Genomic DNA, 17445 nt, shown 5'->3' with positions numbered 1-17445 from the left:
ATTACAGGGTAAAAGTAGTGCGGTCGCTGCGCAGGCGCGGACCGAGCTCGGCTTCGATCAGGTTTTTTGCCTGCAGGCAGCTTTCGTGTTCGGAAAAGGCAAGGCCTACGCCTTTGGGGCGGTGGGCCGAGGTGCGCGCCGGATTGATCCAAACGACTTTGGTTGGCAGGAAGCGTTTGGGATAGTCGGCGATTTCGACGGCCAAGAGAATGTCTTCGCCTAGGGAGAATACGTCATCGGTCGGCACGAACAGGCCGCCGTGTTCTAAAAACGGCATATAGCAGTTGTACAACAGATTGGGGTCTTTGAGTTGCAAAGCCAACATCTTCGCCGGAATGTCTTTTTTATTCATCATTTATTACCTGTTAGGGTTTGTTTTGCCAAAAATCTAAATATTCGATAAGCAGATACTCAAGCTGCATTTTAACACTCAAGGTATGGTATCCGTAAGGGTTGAGCGCGTTCAGACGGCCCAATAGGGCAAACAGCCTGCGTGAATCGGTTTTGGAGGCCGTCTGAAGCAGGGCTTGGGCATGGTGCGGATAATAAAGCGGCGCCATGCTTTGTTGTGCCAAGCCGACATCCGTCAGCCACTTTTGCAGCCAGTCGATGAAAACGGCCAGCGGTTGTTTTTGTTTGTCGAACGCAGCGGCGTAGTCGAGTATGGCCAACAGGCGCGGGGCAGCCAGCAGCGTCAGCAACTCTTCGCGCAATGCGTCCAATTCGGGAGTCGGTGTGAATAAAGGCGCGCCGCTGTGGAATGCCAACAAGGCTTCGGCATTTTCCACGCCCTGTTGACGCAGATATGCCGCAGCTTGTTCATGGGTCGGCGAGGGCAGCACCATCTGGCGGCAACGGCTTTTAATGGTGGGCAGGAGTTTGTCGCGCGCGTGGGTAACGAGCAGGAAAACAACGTGTTGCGGCGGCTCTTCCAAAGCTTTCAACAAACCGTTTGCCGCCTGTGTATTCATGCTTTCAGCCGGATGTACCAATACCACGCGCAGGCCGCCTCGGACAGCGGTCAGATAAATGTTTTCCACAATATCGCGCACGGCATCGATTTTGATTTGCAGGAGTTTGCGGCCTATTGCCTCGCCTTCGGGAATTTCCGGCGTGAGTTCGTAAAAGTCGGGATGCGTGTTTTGGCTGAATAAATGGCACGAAGCGCACTCGCCGCAGGGTTCATGTCCGGACTTGGGTGATTCGCACAGCAATGCCTGCGCGACAAAGCGGGCAAACTCGGTTTTGCCGGTATTTTCTTTGCCGGTAAACAGCCAAGCGTTAGGTCGGTTTTGCCAATGAGCGGCGAGCTGTTGCCATTGGGTTTCATGCCATGGATAAATCATATCGTTTGGGAACTATAAGGTAGGTAGTTATTATACGCTCAGGCCGTCTGAAAAAGTTTTCAGACAGCCTTTTATTAACTGCCTAAAAATTAATCAAATATCGTTTTGTTTTGAAATATCAAACATTAAGCCGACTTATTCACAGCCTTTGCACACGCTTGTTTGGGGAAAATGTGTATTCTGTCCGGCGGTAAAGTTGTGCTTAAAATTTAGTCAGTCCTGTTTTTTAATGTTAAATCAGACAGTAATCTGATTTATGCACAAGCTGTCCACGCGATTGAACAGGGAAAATGTGCATGGTGGGGATACATTTCAGACGGCCTTATTTTTTGATTTTCAACAAGGCGGTCAAATCCCCGATAAATTTCGGTTCCCGTTTGATGAGGTAAACAATCAACGGAAGATTACCCACGGCAACAATCAAATACAGCAGGGTAATGCTGTCGAACAACATCAGCAAAACCGCGCTCAAAATAGCGGCCGACACCATAAACACGCCGTTGATGATGTTGTTGGCGGCGACGGCGTGGGCGCGGAAGGTTTCGCTGCTGGCGGTTTGCAGCCAAGTGTAGAGCGGTACGGAGAAAAAGCCGCCGAAAAAGCCGATGGCCGACATGACGAGCATAATCGGATACGCCTTGGCTTGCGATAAGAACCAAATAATGCCGTTTAATTCGGTAAAGCGTTGGCCTTGGGTCAGCCATACCAACAATAATCCACAGACCGTTAGCCCCAGGGTGCCGATGGTGACTAAGCCCAAAATTAGGCGCTCGTGGCTGAGTTTGGCGCATAACACCGAGCCGATGGCGATGCCGATGGAGAACAACGCCAACATCAGGTTGAACACATTATCGTTGCCGCCCAAATGGATTTGCGTGAACGTCGGCAGTTGGGTGGTATAAACCGAGCCGACAAACCAAAACCATGAAATACCGATGATGGAAGTGAATACAGGGCGGTCGGCCGCAGCTTCACGAATCAGCGAATTCGTGCCTTTGATGATGTTCCATTCAATTTTTGTGTCCGGCATTTTAGCGGCTACAGACGGCATAAACAGGCTGGTCATCGTGCCGCCGATAGCGACCAATAACACCAAACTGCCAACAATATACGGTGGAACGCCTGCGACTGCCGTGCCCAAAATTTGGCCGAGCAAAATGGCAATAAACGTACCCGATTCAATCAGGCTGTTGCCCATAATCAGCTCTTTGTCGTTGAGGTAATCGGGCAAAATGGCATATTTCAGCGGGCCGAACAAGGTTGATTGCGTACCCATGCAAAACAGGCAGATTAAAAGTAAAGGCGCGGATTGGATGTAGAAGCCATATGCCGCCACTGCCATAATGATGATTTCCAACAGCTTGATCCAGCGCGCCAAAACGGCTTTGTCGAATTTGTTGCTCAGCTGTCCTGACAGCGCGGAAAACAGGAAATAGGGCAGGATAAACAGCATCGCGCCCAAGTTCAGCATTTGGCTGGACGGCAGAAAGTCGTTTTTGCCCAAACCGTAAAAACTGATCATCACGAATAATGCGGTTTTGAACACATTATCGTTAAACGCGCCCAAAAACTGCGTCCCAAAGAGCGGCGCAAAACGGCGGGTCGTGTGGAAATTCAGATTGTCTTTTTTAAGGCTCATTGTTCGGATTCTTTGTCTTCGTCTTTTTCGATCAGTTTTTCAGTGGAGTCGTCGTCCATCAAAATGCGGTGCGCAGGGCCTTCAAGGTCGTCAAACTGTCCGTTTTTACCCGACCACCAGAAAAACCAGCCGATGATAAAGGCCAAAATAATGCTGATGGGGACAAGGATAAACATACTTTCCATTACATCGCTCCGGTCAAATCGGTCAGGATAAAGGTTTTACCGCTGATGGTTAGATACTCGTTGCGCAACGCACCGATGTTTTTATCGTCAAAAAACAATTCGATACGGTCTTTAACCACTCGCCAGTATTGCGGGATATCGGTTTGCTCAAAAGGCGACAATACCGCCGCTTCGGCTGCATCTTCGCTTTGCAGCTTGATTACAAAGCGTCCGCTTTGCGGCGGATTTTGCGACTCATCGTCTGCCAACATAATAAAAAATCCGGCGTGTTCGCCGTCTTGAGTGTGGATACTGAAATAATGCATATCGGGAAATCTTCAAAACCGCCGTCATTTTTTCAGACGGCCTAAAATAAAATTCCGTCCATTTTACATCAAATATTAAGTCAAGCAGCCGATTACATTTTTTGATAGAATGGGTCGTTTACTTTGTTAATCTGTTCAGACCGCTACCCACTACGTCCCTCAGCGGATGCAACCCAGCCGGAGCAGCAGTAAGATCCCGACCAAAAGGCCGTCTGAAACCTCAAGGAGCATAAAAATGACACAAAAGTTAATCTTGGTTTTGAACTGCGGCAGCTCTTCCCTTAAAGGTGCCGTATTGGATAACGACAGCGGCGAAGTATTGCTGAGCTGCCTGGCAGAAAAACTCAATCTGCCTGATGCCTACATCACCTTCAAATTCAACGGCGAAAAACATAAAGTTGAATTGGCTGCCAAGCCAGACCATACCGGCGCGGTAGAAGCCCTGATGGACGAGCTCAAAGCCCACGGCCTCGACAGCCGTATCGGCGCCATCGGCCACCGTGTCGTCAGCGGCGGCGAATTGTATAAAGAATCTATTTTGGTTGACGACGAAGTCATTGCCGGTATTGAAAAATGCATTCCGCTCGCTCCTTTGCACAACCCTGCCCACCTTTTGGGCCTGCGTGCCGCACAGACCATTTTCAAAGGTCTGCCGAACGTTGTCGTATTTGACACCGCCTTCCATCAAACCATGCCTGAACACGCTTACAAATACGCTGTTCCACATGAATTGTATGAAAAATACGGCTTGCGCCGCTACGGCGCGCACGGTACCAGCTACCGCTTCGTTGCCGACGAAACCGCACGCTTCCTCGGTAAAGACAAAAAAGATTTGCGCATGGTTATTGCCCACTTGGGTAACGGCGCATCTATTACCGCCGTCGCCAACGGCGAATCACGCGATACCAGCATGGGTCTGACTCCGCTGGAAGGTTTGGTCATGGGTACCCGCAGCGGCGATATCGACCCTTCAGTTTTCAGCTTCTTGGCTGAAAATGCCAACATGACCATCGCCCAAATCACCGACATGCTGAACAAAAAATCAGGTCTGCTCGGTATTTCAGGTTTGTCCAATGACTGCCGTACTATCGAAGAAGAAGCTGCAAAAGGTCATCCAGGCGCCAAACTGGCTTTGGAAATGTTCATCTACCGCTTGGCTAAATACATCGGCAGCATGACAGTCGCGGCAGGCGGTTTGGACGCATTGGTCTTCACCGGCGGTATCGGTGAAAACTCCGACATCATCCGCGAACGTGTATTGGGCTACTTGGGTTTCCTCGGTCTGTACATCGACCAAGAAGCCAACCTGAAAGCCCGCTTCGGCAATGCCGGTGTGATTACCACTGCCGACAGCAAAGCTGTTGCCGTTGTGATTCCTACCAATGAAGAATTGATGATTGCACACGATACAGCCCGTCTTAGCGGCCTGTAATCCGTCATTATTGAAAACCTGCCCGCAAGGGTAGGTTTTTTGTTGTGTATAGATGAAAAAAATTTTGAGAATATATTGAAAAAAGCCGGCAAACATTGTGTTTGTCGGCTTTTTAATCAGTGCAATATTAAGAATACTGATAGATAGGTTTAGAACTTATAACTGATGGTAAACAGCAAAGTCCTGCCGCGCGCGTAGTTGTTCAAGACGGAGCGTGTCGTGCCGCCATATTTGCCATTGCATAAACCGTTGGCATCACATTCGACCTCTTCATCATCCCAACCGCCTTTTCTTTCAAATACGCTGAAATAGCGCTGGGTTGCGGCATCGTTTGCAGCATCCAAAGGATCGACATAGCGTTTATTGAACGCATTTTGAATGTCGAAACGAAGAATAAGGTTTTTCTTTGGTTCATAATTGGCATAGAAATCAAAAATCATTGGCTGTCTGTTGATGCTTTCTGTTTTTTTGATCACTCTTCTGCCCATTTGATGTGAAGAGTAGGTATTGGCGCCGGTTGTACCGTCAACAAATTCCTCCTCAGTCGTCGCCCGTGTACTTTTGCCGTAATAGCGCATAATGCCGCCGATGGTCAATTTGTTGCCCAACCATCGGGATCCTAATTCAAAACGGCCATAATCTCGGGGTAAGCGTGAAATTTTGCTTAAGCCGTAGCCCTGTTTAATTTGGTCTTCTTTAGAAGAGTTGCGGGGCGATTCGCTGGCATCGCTATAATTGGTCGGCTGGTTGGTTTTTTGATATGCGTAAGACAGGGTTGTAAAAAAGCGGCCGAAATCATAGTTCATTTCCACTTCCAAACCATTTTTATGAACAGGTTTGGCATAGTTTCGATGCTGGATAGAGTATTGCAGGCCGGTGCTGGTTACCCAGCTGGGTGCTTTATCCAAATCCCACCATTTGCCATAAACATTGTGGATATAGTTGTTTATCCTGCTGCGATAGGCGACCAGTTTGAAACCCAATACATCGTCCGGCTTGAAAATCCCTTTTTTGAAGGTATTGAAGCCTATTTGGTAAGTATTGGCCTGTTCCGGCTTAAGGGCAGTATTGACGCCCGAGTCGCCGATTTGTGAAAAATACATTTCTTGAATATTCGGCATTCTATGCGTACGCGAATAGCTGATAAACGGCATAAAGTAGTCGTTGACATTGATGTTTAATGCCACCGAATGGTTTACCGCATGCTTTTTACCGGATTTGGTATAAACCGGTTCGTAAAGGTCGCAGCTTGGCGTGCAATGCTGTTTATAAATTTCAGAATCTTCTCCAAATGCTTTTTTAAAGTCTTCTTGGGTATTGAAGTAGTCGGTATATTCGCCCTTGTAGCGGTAGTTGACCATATTGGCGCTGTAATTCAATTGATAAATGCCTTTTTTCAAGGAAGTATCAAAATAGAACGTATTGAATTTTTGCTGGCCTGAAGGTTGCAATATGGTTGATTTTTGAGGAAATATTCCTTTGTCGCCTTTGAAGCGGCCTAAAAAGCTGTACAGGCCGGCATCTTGATCCGGGCCGTCGTAAAACAGGCTCAGCTCTTCCGGAAAGCGGTTTTTACTGTATTGGTTTTTAAAGAAATTGAAACCGACAGTAGTTTTTAAATCTGTTTTTTGGGGAAGTTTGAAAGAAAAGCTGTTGTTGATATCCAAAAGATTGGCCGTATTTTTGGTTTCCAAATAATCAAGCAGTCCCCATCCTGAAAAACGTGAGTTTTTCGGATATTTTTGTTTTCCCAAATTATGGGCGGCCAACACGTTTAAATCGACATAATCGCCAATGTTTAAGTTGTAATTGGCTTGGTAGTTGCGGTTTTCTACTTTGCGGCTGCCGATACGGTTGTTCATGGTACGAAGCTGAAGGTCGAGCTTGTTGTTGTCGTTTTCGTATTCCACTTTGACCAAATGGCTGTTTGAGCGTTGTTGCAGGCTGGTCGGGTCGATTGGAGTCAGATCCCATTGCGGTGCCAAATTCTCTTTCCAGCCTCTTTCCAAGTCATCGACATAATCTCTTTGCAAAACTTCAGGATCGTTATATTTTTTGGAGAAAGGGTAGTCCCAATAGCTTTTACCGACCGCATTGCGCTTGGAAAAGTCGCGAACCCAACGATTTTGCCCTTGGTCGAATTTTAATAAGTTGCGTTCAAAATATTCTTGTTTTTTACGGTCCAAATATTCTTCGCCAAAATTGCCGATACGCTGACCGCCGCCGCCTACTTTATAGTTTTGCTCGACATTACGGTGGCTGTAGCCATATAACGCGCCAAGGCGCGCACCGCTGTCAAACCATTTTTGTACTGCTCCGGTTGCCATAAAGTTGCTTTTGGTGCTGTTTGTGCCGGTCAATCCTTTGGTCAAGAGGCCGAAGGTATTGTTTCCGTGTACCACATCGTCTACCCGTAAAGTACGGAAATTGGCTGTACCGGATAAGGTATTGATGCCGTTGGCACCTGTGAAACTACCTTTGGTTACATCCACGCCGGCAATAAAATTGGGATCCAGTGCCGTACCGAATTGTGAGGAGCTGCCACTGCGTCCGGCATCGGCAGAAGTGGAATAGAAGGTTTGGGTTACGCCGTCAACCATCGTATTGACACGTCCCAAACCGCTATCGCCACGGATATTGACCGCCAATACCCCCGATCCCTTGTCTTGTTGGGTGAAAACGCCGGGCATGCTCCGAACGATGGTATCGATGTTTTCGCTGGATTGATAAACGCGTTCACGCGAACTTTTGGCTTGGCCTTCGGTAAAAACTTTTTTCTCTTTGGCAATGTGTTTACCTTTGACTTGAATTTCATCAAGCTCTTGAGTTGAAAACTCTTCTTCTGCGTGTGCGATACTTGTTATAGCCAGTAAAGATAATGTTAGTAGATTTAATTTGAAATTCGGATTCATGATAGTTACCTCAGAAACGAAGCCGCTACTTTATAACATATTATTAAACTTTACAAATATTTTAATAATGGTTTTTATTTATTAAAAAATAAAGTAAAATTTTGTTTTAGAAGATAATCCACCCGCATATGATTCATCTGGCTGAAAAGATAAAGCAGGTCTGAATTTGAATTTGGGTGGTTGAGAAGAAGGGAGGTTTAATTGAATTTAAACAGCCGGAAGAAGAAAATTTGATTGCGATATGTGAATTGAGCCGTCGGTTTCAAATGAAACCGGTAAAAAAACATGAAATACAAAATATAAAGTTGATATAGAAAGGTTTGAAGTCAGTTGAAGAAAAGGCCGTCTGAAAATGATATTTCAGACGGCCTTTATTGTTTTAAGCCTTATTCCGGACCGCGGAATGTGTCGTGGCAAGATTTGCAGCTTGCACCGGTTTCGCCGTAAGCGGCTTTGATTTCTTCCAATTTGCCGGTTTGGGCAGCGGCGTTGAGTTTTTCAACCGCAGCGACGAATTTTTCTTCTTCGGCTTTGAATGTTGCTGTGTCTGTCCAGATGGCAGGCAGGGCGCGGCCATTGCCTTGAGGATCGGATTCAAACAGGGTGAATGGTTTTTTGCTGTTTTCAGTGAAGGTTGCGGCGGCTTGTTTGAATTTTTCTACGTCGTAAGGCTCTTCGTCTTTGACCATTTTGCCCATGCGGGTAAACTCGGGCATCATGGATTTGAACGCGGCCGTACGGTCTTCGGAAATAGGGCCTTTAGGCTGGGAAGGCGCGCCGCTGCCGCCGCAGGCGGAAAGGGTAAGCGCCACTGCTGCCAAAGCAACAGGGAGAAAACGGGTTTTCATATGGAGTGTGTCCTATTGTGATGATATGATTATCGTTAAATTTAAAATCAGCCGGCCAAACACTCAGGCCGTCTGATAAGGCGTTATCATACCTTAAACCCAAGTCTGAAACGAGTATAGAAAGGAAACGATATGGCAATTTTGATTACCGGGGCATCGGCAGGATTCGGCGCGGCGATGTGCCGAACCTTTGTTGCGGCAGGCTATCATGTCATCGGCGCGGCACGGCGCGAAGACAAATTGCAGCAGTTGGCAGAAGAATTGGGCGAGCAGTTTTACCCGTTGGAAATGGATGTTTCGCGTACAGAGTCGATTCAAAACGCTTTAAACAGCCTGCCCGAGCATTTATCCGAAATCGATTGCCTGATCAACAACGCCGGTTTGGCTTTAGGTCTGGATTCCGCTGATAAAGCCGATTTTGGCGATTGGGAAACCATGATTCAAACCAATATCATCGGCCTGACTTTTCTAACCCGCCAGATTTTGCCGCAGATGGTAGCGCGCAAACAGGGCTATATCATCAATTTGGGTTCGATTGCCGGCAGTTATGCTTATTCCGGCAGTAATGTCTATGGCGCGACCAAGGCTTTTGTGCGCCAATTCAGTATGAACCTGCGCGCCGAATTGGCAGATAAAAATATCCGCATTACCAACATCGAACCGGGTTTGTGCGGCGATACCGAGTTTTCCAACGTCCGTTTCAAAGGTGACGACCAGCGTGCGGCCGAGGTTTATGAGAATGTCGAGTTTATCCAGCCGCAAGATATTGCCGATACCGCTTTATGGCTCTATCAACGTCCTGCGCGGATGAACGTCAATTCCATCGAAATCATGCCGGTTGCCCAGACCTTTGCAGGCATGAAAGTTTACCGTGACGCGCCTGCTCCGGTGAAGAAAGAAACGTTTGAAAAACAAAGTATGTCTTTGTTTGGAAAAATTAAATCTTGGTTTAAGTGATGGGCATCAGGCCGTCTGAACGTTTCAGACGGCCTCTTTGTTATCTGAAATTGAACAAACACGTTATAATGTAATTTTTTATTAACAAGGCCGTCTGAAAGGCTGTTTCAGTTATGAACGCAATCAAACAAAAAATCTTAGAACAAGCGCAGCGCGATGGTGTGCAGGTAACCGCTTTGCGCGAGCAAGTGCTTGATATTGTTTTGAAACAAAGCGGCGTGATTAAAGCCTACAACGTTCTGTCGCAGATGCAGCAGCAAAGCGAGGGCGTGGTTGCGCCGCCGACGGCCTACCGCGCCCTTGATTTTTGGGCGGAACAGGGCGTTTTGCACAAAGTGGCGGCGGTCAACGGCTATATTCTGTGCAGCCATGCGCAGCATGAGTGCAACGACCATTGCCATGACCATGAAGAAGCCGAAGCGCACCACAGCGCGTTTATTTTGGTTTGTACCGAATGCGGTACGGCAGATGAGCAGACCTTGAGCCAAGAATGGGCGGCATTGCGTGCAGGCGTGGCCGAAACCGGTTTCTCATTAAAAGAAGAACATGTTGTTTTAACAGGAATTTGTAAAAAATGTCAGAAGTAAAAAAGACTAAAGTCCACCTGATTTCAGGCTTCCTCGGAACAGGCAAAACCACCGCACTCAAAAGTCTGATGGCGCAAAAAGATCCGAATGAAAAATGGGTCATCATCGTCAACGAATTTGGCGAAATCGGCATTGACGGCGCTGTCTTGAGCGACAACGGCATTCCCGTCGCAGAAATCGCCGGCGGCTGTTTGTGCTGTACTGCCGGCGCACAAATGGGTACGACCGTACAAAAAATGCTGCGCGATGCCCAACCCGACCGCTTGATGATTGAAGCCAGCGGCCTGGCGCACGCCGCCAGTGTTATCGACGAATTGAAAGCCAAGCCGCTCGACAGCATGTTGGAAATCGGCGCTGTTTTTACCGTTGTCGATCCACGCCAATTCATTAATCCCGATTACGCTCAACAAGCCTTGTATAAAGACCAAATCGGCATTTGCGACGTATTGGTCGCCAGCAAAACAGACTTGTGCACGCCCGAGCAGCTGGCCGAGTTTCACGATAAAGCGGCCAAGCTGTTCCCGCCTAAAGCCAAAGTGGTTGAAGTTCAAAATGCGCAACTCGACATCCAATGGCTTGATATTCCCGTTGTCGAAAAATCGCGCTACCGCCTTAAAGCCCTGCCGGACAACACCATGGGCTTCCAGTCTCAAGGCTTCACGTTTCCTGCCGGACGTGATTTCGACGGTGAAAAACTGACCGATTTCTTCAACGACCTGCCTAAATTTACAGACGGCCTTGTGCGCGCCAAAGGCGTGTTCCAAGTGCTCGGTACATGGGTATGGCTCAACTGGGTGGACGGTCAATGGGGCGCAAACCAAGTTTCGTGGCGCCGTGACTCGCGCTTTGAGCTGATTGCCAAATCGTTTGACGCGGATTTAATTGAGAAGAAATTGCAGGAGGCCTTAGAGAAGTAAATAATCGGCCAAACGCTTATTAATCCGTTACTATATGCTGTCTGAGGTCAGTGGTTTCAGACGGCCTTCAAATCAAAAAATAGAGGAACACTTTATCATGTGGCGTTATATCTTTCATCGTTTGCTCCTTTTGATTCCCACGTTGTTGGGGATTTTGGCGATTACCTTCGCCGTCATTCAGTTTGTTCCCGGCGGTCCGGTGGAACAGATGGTTCAGCAGCTGACGCAGGGCGCAGTTGGTGGCGAAACAGCAGGACGCAGTATGCCTGGAACTTTGGCTAAAAACGGCAACCGCATCAGTGCGGAAGATTTGGCCGCGCTGAATGCTTTATACGGTTTCGACAAGCCGCCTGTGACGCGTTTTGTGGATATGGTATGGAAATTCGCCCGTTTCGATTTGGGCGAGAGCTTTTTCCACCATCAAACCGTATTTGAGTTGGTAAAAGAGAAAATGCCGGTGTCGATGAGTTTGGGTTTGTGGACATTCTTCCTAACTTATTTGATATGTATTCCGTTGGGTATAGCCAAGGCGGTCAGGGATGGCAGCCGGTTTGATACGGTTACGGGTATGATCATTTTGGTCGGCTATACCGTACCGCCGTTTGTCTTGGGTTTGGTGTTGCTGGTGTTGTTTGGCGGTGGCAGCTTTTTTGCCTGGTTCCCGCAGGGCGGCTTGGTCGGCGATGATTTCGATACGCTCTCTTGGGCGGGTAAAGTCAAAGATTATTTGTGGCATATGGCCTTGCCGATTACCGCTTCGGTGGCAGGCAACTTGGCGGTCATGACCGTATTGACGAAAAACGTGTTCCTTGAAGAAATCCGCCGTCAATATGTTTATACCGCGCGAGCCAAGGGCTTGCCTGAGAAACAGATTCTGTGGAAACATATTTTTCGCAACGCCATGATTCCTCTGATTACCGGTTTCCCGGCCGCATTTATCGGCGCATTCTTTACCGGAAGCCTGTTGATTGAAACGCTGTTCTCGCTGGATGGTTTGGGTTTGTTGTCTTACGAGGCAGTAATGAAACGCGATTATCCTGTCGTAATGGGTACGCTGTATGTGTTCACGCTGATGGGGTTGTTGGCTAAATTGGTGTCGGATATTTCGTATTCGTGGGTCGATCCGCGCATTCACTTTGGCGGACAGAAATAAGGCCGTCTGAAAATGTCTTCAATCCATTATTAAAGAATGTTTCAAACCATGAAAAAGAAAAAATCTACTTCAAACCCTACTTGGCAAGCCTTTAAACAGCATAAGCGCGGTTGGTTGGCTTTGCGGATTTTGGCCGTTTTGTTTGTCGTCACTTTGCTTGCACCTTTGTGGAGCAACGACAAACCTTTGTGGATACGTTATCAGGGTGAGTATTTCTTCCCCTTGGTAAACGAATACAACGAAACCGCATTTGGCGGCGATTTCGATACGCCGGCGGATTATCTGGATCCGCTTATCCGCCACAACATTACTTCAGACGGCAATTTTGCCTTTTACCTGCCCAATCCTTACGATGCCGATACCTTGAACGATTTTGATACGGTACCCGATCCGGCCAAACCGTCCGAACGGCATATCTTGGGAACGGACGACCGTGGCCGCGACCTGCTGGCGCGCTTGGTTTACGGTTTCCGTGATTCGCTGTTGTTTGCCTTGGTGTTGACCGTGGTGACTACCGTTATTGGCGTGGTTGCAGGCGCGGTGCAGGGTTATTTCGGCGGTAAAACCGACCTTCTGATGCAGCGTTTTATCGAGGTTTGGGGCGGTATGCCGGAGCTGTACCTCCTGATTATCCTGTCTTCGTTCTTTAATCCGGGACTGTTGATTTTGCTGGTGTTGCTGTCGCTTTTCGGCTGGATGGGCTTGTCCGACTATGTCCGCGCCGAGTTTTTGAAAAACCGTCAGGCCGATTATGTTTTGGCGGCGCGCGCGATGGGTGTGGGCAACCGTGAAATCATGTGGCGCCATATCCTGCCCAACAGCTTGACGCCGGTATTGGCCTTCCTGCCTTTCCGTATTTCTGGCGCCGTACTTGCCCTGACCAGTTTGGACTTCTTGGGCTTGGGCGTACCTGCCTCACAGGCAAGTTTGGGTGAGTTGCTGGCGCAAGGCAAAGACAACTTGGACGCATGGTGGATTGGCATGTCTGCCGTTGCTACACTGACGGTAATGCTGCTTTTGCTGGTCATGATCGGCGAAGGTTTGCGTCAGGCATTTGACGTACGCGCACGCAGTTAATTGCTTTTCTAAAGCGTGAAAAGGATGGGCGGCAAAGCCTGTCCTGCATTCTTAGGGCCGTCTGAAAAGTTTCAGACGGCCTCATCCATTCGTTTGAATCATTAAAAATCATGAATCAAGAAATCACATTTCTTACTCTTTTTCTACTCGGCTTTTTCGGCGGAACGCATTGCGTCGGCATGTGCGGCGGATTGAGCAGCGCATTTGCTTTGCAGCTACCGCCACATTTAAACCGAATCGGGCTGATTGTATTGTTGAACTTGGGGCGCATCAGCAGCTATGTCGTCATTGGCCTGTTGGTCGGTTTGGTCGGGCAGGTCGGCATTTCCTTGGACGATACGCGCGCGGTTCAAAACGGTTTGTATATTGCCGCCAATGTCTTGCTGCTTTTGCTCGGTCTGTATCTTGCCGGTATTTCGACTGCCGCAACCAAAATCGAAGGCATCGGCAAACCGATCTGGAAACGCCTGAATCCTTTGCTGAACAAATTGCTGCCGATTAAATCAGTGCCTGCCTGTTTCGGCGTGGGCGTGCTTTGGGGCTGGCTGCCTTGCGGTTTGGTGTACAGCGCGTCTTTGTATGCTTTGGGCAGCGGCAATGCTTTGCATGGTGGGCTGTATATGCTGGCGTTTGCATTGGGGACCTTGCCGAACCTGCTTGCGATGGGCATATTTGCAGCGCAGTTAAAAACCTTTCTGCAAAAACGCATGGTTCGTTTGTGCGCCGGATTGTTGGTGGCAGGATGGGCGATATGGCGCTTGGCTGTATTTGCGATGGGGCAAATCGGGTAAGGTAAAAAGGTTTTATTTAGTTTGTTGTTTTGCAATTAAAAAGGCCGTCTGAAAGAATTTCAGACGGCCTTTTTCACAAGAAAGATTTAATGTATTAAATTCCAAGCCATCTTGGCGGCAATCAGCAGCAACATAATGCCGAAGGCGATTTTGAGTTTTCGGGCGGGCAGCTTGTGCGCCGTTTTTACGCCGAGAGGAGCAAAGAGGATGGTGGCAACGCTCAATATGGCCACGGCCGGAAGATAGATAAAGCCTGCCGCGCCTTCAGGCAGGTTGGCAATATGCAAACCGTTGGCAAAATAGCCGATGGTGCCGGCAATCGCAATCGGCCACGCTAAACCTGAAGATGTGCCGATGGCTCGGTGCGCCGGAAAGTTGCAATACAGCAGAAATGGAACGGATAGCGAACCGCCGCCGATACCGACCCAGCTTGAAGCCGCACCAAAAAGCGTGCCCGCAGCTGTCAGGCCGGGGAGGGCGGGCAGGGTGCGTGAAGGTGTGGGTTTGGAATCGCGTAGGGTTTTGAGTGCGATAAAGGCAAGAAATGCAATAAAGAAAACCTGCAAAGCCAGCGTCGGCATATATTTTGCCGTTGCTGCGCCGAGGAGGACGCCGAATATCATGCCCGGCGTCATTCGGCGGACGGTCGCCCAATCAATGGCGTGCTTTTTATGTTGGGCGTACATACTGGAGAAGGTAGTAAACACCATGACGGCAAAGGAAGTGCCGATGGCGAGATGCTGGGCATAGGGGTGGCTGCCTATGCCTTGCAGTTGCAATACCCATAAAACGACGGGGACAATCAACGTGCCGCCGCCTACGCCGAACAGTCCGGCAATAAAGCCCGCTGCACTGCCAACGGCGAGCAGGGCAAGGATGATGTCCCAAGACCACATTTCAGACGGCCTTGTCGTGTTTGTGTGTTTTATGGCGTTTTTTAAACCAACGGATGACTGCCATCACATAACCGGACAGGCTGTAACCGAGGAAAAACAGGAAGAGGACGAGCGAAGGCTTCCAGTTGATGAGCAGTAATACCAACACGGCCAACACCATGCCCATAAACGGCACTTGGCGGCGGATGTTGATTTCTTTGAAGCTCCAAAACGGAATCTGCACAATCATGGAAATGCCGGCAAACAGGGTGATACCCAATGCCCACCAATGCACGCCGGGGAAACGTTCGATGCTGTGATTGACCCAAATCAGGCCGACAATCAACGCAGCGGCGGTCGGGCTTGGAACGCCGATAAACCAGCGTTTATCGACTTTGCCGATAAGCGTGTTGAACAGCGCCAAACGCAGGGCGGCGCAGGCGCAGTAGATAAAGGCGACGGAATAACCGATTTTGCCAAACTGCCAAAGCTGCCATTTGTAGACAATCAGGGCAGGCGCTACGCCGAAGCTGACCATATCGGCAAGGCTGTCGAGCTGTTCGCCGAACGCGCTCTGGCTGTTGGTCAAGCGGGCAACGCGTCCGTCCATACCGTCGAGCAGCATGGAAAGAAAAACTGCAATTGCCGCCGTTTCATAACGTCCGTGCATGGACTGGGTAATGGCGAAGAACGCGCAAAACAGTGCGGCGATGGTGAAGGAATTGGGCAGCAGGTAAATGCTGTTTTTGCGGATGGAGTTGCGTGGAGGAATCGGATTTTCTGTATTTTGTGCGTTGTCCATAATGTTTCCGTATATGCTGCGTGTGCAGATGAGGCATTATACCGCATTGGTTGGTTAAGGATTTTTAAAAGGCAGACATAGTTTCACTTTATCGGCATAAGGTTTCAGACGGCCTTTATTTTGTCAGTCAAACAACTCTCCCTGCGCCTGCTCTTTGGTCACGCGTACGTCGGTTTCGCCGTCGGCAAAAGTGATGTGCAGTTTTTGACCTTGTTTCAACGTATCGGCATTGCGGATGACTTGTCCGCGCGTATTTTTGACGACGGAGAAACCTCGCTCCAAAATATGCTGTGGCGATACGGCTTCGAGTAATGCGGCTTGGGCGGTCAGGCTTTGACGGCGGTGGGCAAGCAGCTGGCGGAAGGAATGCGACAAGGCCGTCTGAAAGCGGTCGATGTTGTTTTTGTAAACGGAAACATCAGGGCGGCAATGTTTCAGGGCTTGGGTTTGGCGTTCGAAACGGGCGGAGTGAGCGCGGAGGTTTTGCATCATCGAATAAGACAGCGTTTGCGCCAGTTTGCTGATTGAAGCGCGTTGCTCGTCAAGTTTTTGGCGCGGATGACGGATTTGCCGCGCCAGCCAGTCAAGTTTTTGGCTGGCATCGAAATAGCGTTGTTCCAAAACGGTTTTCAGACGGCCTTGCGCTTGGGCGAGACGATGTAGCGATTCTTGGCGGTTGGGGCTGACCAATTCTGCCGCGCCGGTCGGTGTCGGTGCGCGAACGTCGGCGACGAAATCGGCAAGCGTGAAATCGGTTTCATGTCCTACGCCGCTGACAACGGGAATTGCGCAGGCCTCAATGGCACGCACAACCGGCTCTTCATTAAACGCCCACAAGTCTTCAATGCTGCCGCCGCCGCGACAGACAATCAGCACGTCACATTCGGCGCGTTGCGAAGCGGTTTTAATTGCTTGAGCAATTTGCAACTCGCTGCCTGTGCCTTGTACGGGCGTCGGATAAACGATAACGGGAATTTCGGGCGCGCGGCGGTTTAAGGTGGTCACAACATCGCGCAAAGCCGCTGCTGCCAGGCTGGTGACGATGCCGATACATTGCGGGCGGGCGGGCAACGGTTTCTTGCGTTCCGCCGCAAACGCGCCTTCCGCTTGCAACTGCGCCTTCAATCGCTCATAGGCTTCGTAAAGCTGCCCCAAGCCTTTAAGCCGTACTTCGTTTACCGTAATCTGAAATTCCCCCCGCGCTTCATAAATACTGATTTTCCCTGATACTTCGATATGGTCGCCTTCTTTCAAAGGCTTCGCCAAGCGCATGGCCGCACCCTTAAACATCGCGCAACGCACCTGCGCGCGGCTGTCTTTGAGCGAGAAATAATAATGTCCGCTGGCGGCACGGGTCAGGTTGGATACTTCACCGGCAATCCACAAGCCTGCGAGATGGTCTTCCAGCAAAGCTTTGGCGAGGGCATTGAGCTCGGATACGGAAATGGAGGAGGGTGCGAAGAGTTCGGACATTGCGAAACAGGAAAAATTTGGGAAAGCTGAATTATAAGGGTTTTAGAGCGATTCGTTGTATTCGTTTTATGAAACTTTCGCCCTTTGTTTTAATATTATCAAAGCCGAATGTTCAGACGGCCTTGTCTGGTCGGGCTTGTGTTATA

Annotated in this window: 17 protein-coding genes; 7 read left to right on the top strand and 10 right to left on the bottom strand. The window is 49.2% G+C overall.

Going from position 1 to position 17445, the window contains the following annotated elements; genetic code table 11:
* Position 1: 1 nt before the first annotated feature.
* From ACTHR7_RS07195 to ACTHR7_RS07175, 5 genes are all read right to left on the bottom strand, one after another.
* Complete coding sequence (locus tag ACTHR7_RS07195; RefSeq protein ID WP_003682949.1) at positions 2–355, bottom strand: PilZ domain-containing protein; 354 nt, start codon at positions 353–355, stop codon at positions 2–4.
* A gap of 10 nt (positions 356–365) precedes the next feature.
* Positions 366–1346 (bottom strand): DNA polymerase III subunit delta', encoded by a 981-nt coding sequence (locus tag ACTHR7_RS07190; protein WP_004520841.1) that lies wholly within the window; start codon positions 1344–1346, stop codon positions 366–368.
* A 322-nt stretch (positions 1347–1668) separates the two neighbouring features.
* Positions 1669–2985, bottom strand: a complete 1317-nt coding sequence (locus tag ACTHR7_RS07185; protein WP_440370574.1) for an MFS transporter — start codon at positions 2983–2985, stop codon at positions 1669–1671.
* Positions 2982–3170: a cbb3-type cytochrome oxidase assembly protein CcoS gene (ccoS, locus tag ACTHR7_RS07180; RefSeq protein ID WP_049323541.1), complete on the bottom strand. Its 189-nt coding sequence runs from the start codon at positions 3168–3170 to the stop codon at positions 2982–2984. Before ccoS ends, ACTHR7_RS07185 begins: the two co-directional genes overlap by 4 nt.
* Entirely contained in the window at positions 3170–3475 is a 306-nt protein-coding gene (locus ACTHR7_RS07175; RefSeq protein WP_440370573.1) for an HLGFF motif protein, read from the bottom strand. The genes ccoS and ACTHR7_RS07175 overlap by 1 nt, the downstream gene beginning before the upstream one ends.
* 235 nt (positions 3476–3710) lie before the next feature.
* Here ACTHR7_RS07175 and ACTHR7_RS07170 point away from each other — a divergent pair, with 235 nt between their 5' ends.
* Positions 3711–4907 carry an acetate kinase gene (locus tag ACTHR7_RS07170; RefSeq protein ID WP_440370572.1) on the top strand — a complete coding sequence of 399 codons (1197 nt, stop codon included), beginning with the start codon at positions 3711–3713 and terminating at the stop codon, positions 4905–4907.
* A gap of 149 nt (positions 4908–5056) precedes the next feature.
* Here the strand turns inward: ACTHR7_RS07170 and ACTHR7_RS07165 are convergent, their stop codons facing one another.
* Together ACTHR7_RS07165 and ACTHR7_RS07160 are read right to left on the bottom strand one after the other, a co-directional pair.
* A complete protein-coding gene (locus ACTHR7_RS07165; protein ID WP_107867659.1) occupies positions 5057–7819 on the bottom strand; it encodes a TonB-dependent receptor domain-containing protein in 2763 nt (920 codons plus the stop codon).
* A gap of 386 nt (positions 7820–8205) precedes the next feature.
* The gene (locus ACTHR7_RS07160) at positions 8206–8667 is read right to left on the bottom strand and encodes a c-type cytochrome (protein ID WP_070712045.1); all 462 of its coding nucleotides are present in this window, start codon (positions 8665–8667) and stop codon (positions 8206–8208) included.
* Positions 8668–8799: 132 nt separating this feature from the next.
* Between ACTHR7_RS07160 and ACTHR7_RS07155 the strand changes: the two genes are divergently transcribed.
* The 6 genes from ACTHR7_RS07155 (at position 8800) to ACTHR7_RS07130 (ending at position 14149) form a co-directional block, all read left to right on the top strand.
* Positions 8800–9624: an SDR family oxidoreductase gene (locus tag ACTHR7_RS07155; protein ID WP_440370571.1), complete on the top strand. Its 825-nt coding sequence runs from the start codon at positions 8800–8802 to the stop codon at positions 9622–9624.
* Between the two features lie 113 nt (positions 9625–9737).
* The gene (locus ACTHR7_RS07150) at positions 9738–10211 is read left to right on the top strand and encodes a Fur family transcriptional regulator (RefSeq protein ID WP_049329244.1); all 474 of its coding nucleotides are present in this window, start codon (positions 9738–9740) and stop codon (positions 10209–10211) included.
* Entirely contained in the window at positions 10199–11128 is a 930-nt protein-coding gene (locus ACTHR7_RS07145) for a CobW family GTP-binding protein (protein WP_003682934.1), read from the top strand. The genes ACTHR7_RS07150 and ACTHR7_RS07145 overlap by 13 nt, the downstream gene beginning before the upstream one ends.
* A gap of 97 nt (positions 11129–11225) precedes the next feature.
* On the top strand, positions 11226–12281 hold the full coding sequence (locus ACTHR7_RS07140; protein WP_070461485.1) for an ABC transporter permease subunit: 1056 nt from the start codon (positions 11226–11228) through the stop codon (positions 12279–12281).
* Positions 12282–12317: 36 nt separating this feature from the next.
* Positions 12318–13358 carry an ABC transporter permease gene (locus ACTHR7_RS07135; protein ID WP_293206080.1) on the top strand — a complete coding sequence of 347 codons (1041 nt, stop codon included), beginning with the start codon at positions 12318–12320 and terminating at the stop codon, positions 13356–13358.
* A gap of 110 nt (positions 13359–13468) precedes the next feature.
* Positions 13469–14149: a sulfite exporter TauE/SafE family protein gene (locus tag ACTHR7_RS07130; protein WP_003680951.1), complete on the top strand. Its 681-nt coding sequence runs from the start codon at positions 13469–13471 to the stop codon at positions 14147–14149.
* A gap of 86 nt (positions 14150–14235) precedes the next feature.
* Here ACTHR7_RS07130 and ACTHR7_RS07125 read toward each other — a convergent pair whose 3' ends face one another.
* The 3 genes from ACTHR7_RS07125 to xseA all read right to left on the bottom strand — a co-directional run bounded on the left by ACTHR7_RS07125 (position 14236) and on the right by xseA (position 17299).
* Complete coding sequence (locus ACTHR7_RS07125; protein WP_300481716.1) at positions 14236–15045, bottom strand: sulfite exporter TauE/SafE family protein; 810 nt, start codon at positions 15043–15045, stop codon at positions 14236–14238.
* Position 15046: 1 nt separating this feature from the next.
* Positions 15047–15826, bottom strand: a complete 780-nt coding sequence (pssA, locus tag ACTHR7_RS07120; RefSeq protein WP_107768783.1) for a CDP-diacylglycerol--serine O-phosphatidyltransferase — start codon at positions 15824–15826, stop codon at positions 15047–15049.
* A 123-nt stretch (positions 15827–15949) separates the two neighbouring features.
* Entirely contained in the window at positions 15950–17299 is a 1350-nt protein-coding gene (gene xseA, locus ACTHR7_RS07115) for an exodeoxyribonuclease VII large subunit (RefSeq protein ID WP_285071505.1), read from the bottom strand.
* Positions 17300–17445: the final 146 nt, after the last annotated feature.

The sequence above is a fragment of the Neisseria sp. P0007.S010 genome, assembly GCF_051962875.1.
Taxonomy (GTDB): Bacteria; Pseudomonadota; Gammaproteobacteria; order Burkholderiales; family Neisseriaceae; genus Neisseria; species Neisseria subflava_A.
The sequence above is the reverse complement of the archived record's forward strand: the minus strand, read 5'-3'. Positions and strand labels throughout refer to the sequence as shown.

What these genes read in the sequence shown, in the direction of transcription:
- ACTHR7_RS07195 (WP_003682949.1), bottom strand. Translation starts at nt 355, where the DNA reads ATGATGAATAAAAAAGACATTCCGGCGAAGATGTTGGCTTTGCAACTC.
- ACTHR7_RS07190 (WP_004520841.1), bottom strand. Translation starts at nt 1,346, where the DNA reads ATGATTTATCCATGGCATGAAACCCAATGGCAACAGCTCGCCGCTCAT.
- ACTHR7_RS07185 (WP_440370574.1), bottom strand. Translation starts at nt 2,985, where the DNA reads ATGAGCCTTAAAAAAGACAATCTGAATTTCCACACGACCCGCCGTTTT.
- ccoS (WP_049323541.1), bottom strand. Translation starts at nt 3,170, where the DNA reads ATGGAAAGTATGTTTATCCTTGTCCCCATCAGCATTATTTTGGCCTTT.
- ACTHR7_RS07175 (WP_440370573.1), bottom strand. Translation starts at nt 3,475, where the DNA reads ATGCATTATTTCAGTATCCACACTCAAGACGGCGAACACGCCGGATTT.
- ACTHR7_RS07170 (WP_440370572.1), top strand. Translation starts at nt 3,711, where the DNA reads ATGACACAAAAGTTAATCTTGGTTTTGAACTGCGGCAGCTCTTCCCTT.
- ACTHR7_RS07165 (WP_107867659.1), bottom strand. Translation starts at nt 7,819, where the DNA reads ATGAATCCGAATTTCAAATTAAATCTACTAACATTATCTTTACTGGCT.
- ACTHR7_RS07160 (WP_070712045.1), bottom strand. Translation starts at nt 8,667, where the DNA reads ATGAAAACCCGTTTTCTCCCTGTTGCTTTGGCAGCAGTGGCGCTTACC.
- ACTHR7_RS07155 (WP_440370571.1), top strand. Translation starts at nt 8,800, where the DNA reads ATGGCAATTTTGATTACCGGGGCATCGGCAGGATTCGGCGCGGCGATG.
- ACTHR7_RS07150 (WP_049329244.1), top strand. Translation starts at nt 9,738, where the DNA reads ATGAACGCAATCAAACAAAAAATCTTAGAACAAGCGCAGCGCGATGGT.
- ACTHR7_RS07145 (WP_003682934.1), top strand. Translation starts at nt 10,199, where the DNA reads ATGTCAGAAGTAAAAAAGACTAAAGTCCACCTGATTTCAGGCTTCCTC.
- ACTHR7_RS07140 (WP_070461485.1), top strand. Translation starts at nt 11,226, where the DNA reads ATGTGGCGTTATATCTTTCATCGTTTGCTCCTTTTGATTCCCACGTTG.
- ACTHR7_RS07135 (WP_293206080.1), top strand. Translation starts at nt 12,318, where the DNA reads ATGTTTCAAACCATGAAAAAGAAAAAATCTACTTCAAACCCTACTTGG.
- ACTHR7_RS07130 (WP_003680951.1), top strand. Translation starts at nt 13,469, where the DNA reads ATGAATCAAGAAATCACATTTCTTACTCTTTTTCTACTCGGCTTTTTC.
- ACTHR7_RS07125 (WP_300481716.1), bottom strand. Translation starts at nt 15,045, where the DNA reads ATGTGGTCTTGGGACATCATCCTTGCCCTGCTCGCCGTTGGCAGTGCA.
- pssA (WP_107768783.1), bottom strand. Translation starts at nt 15,826, where the DNA reads ATGGACAACGCACAAAATACAGAAAATCCGATTCCTCCACGCAACTCC.
- xseA (WP_285071505.1), bottom strand. Translation starts at nt 17,299, where the DNA reads ATGTCCGAACTCTTCGCACCCTCCTCCATTTCCGTATCCGAGCTCAAT.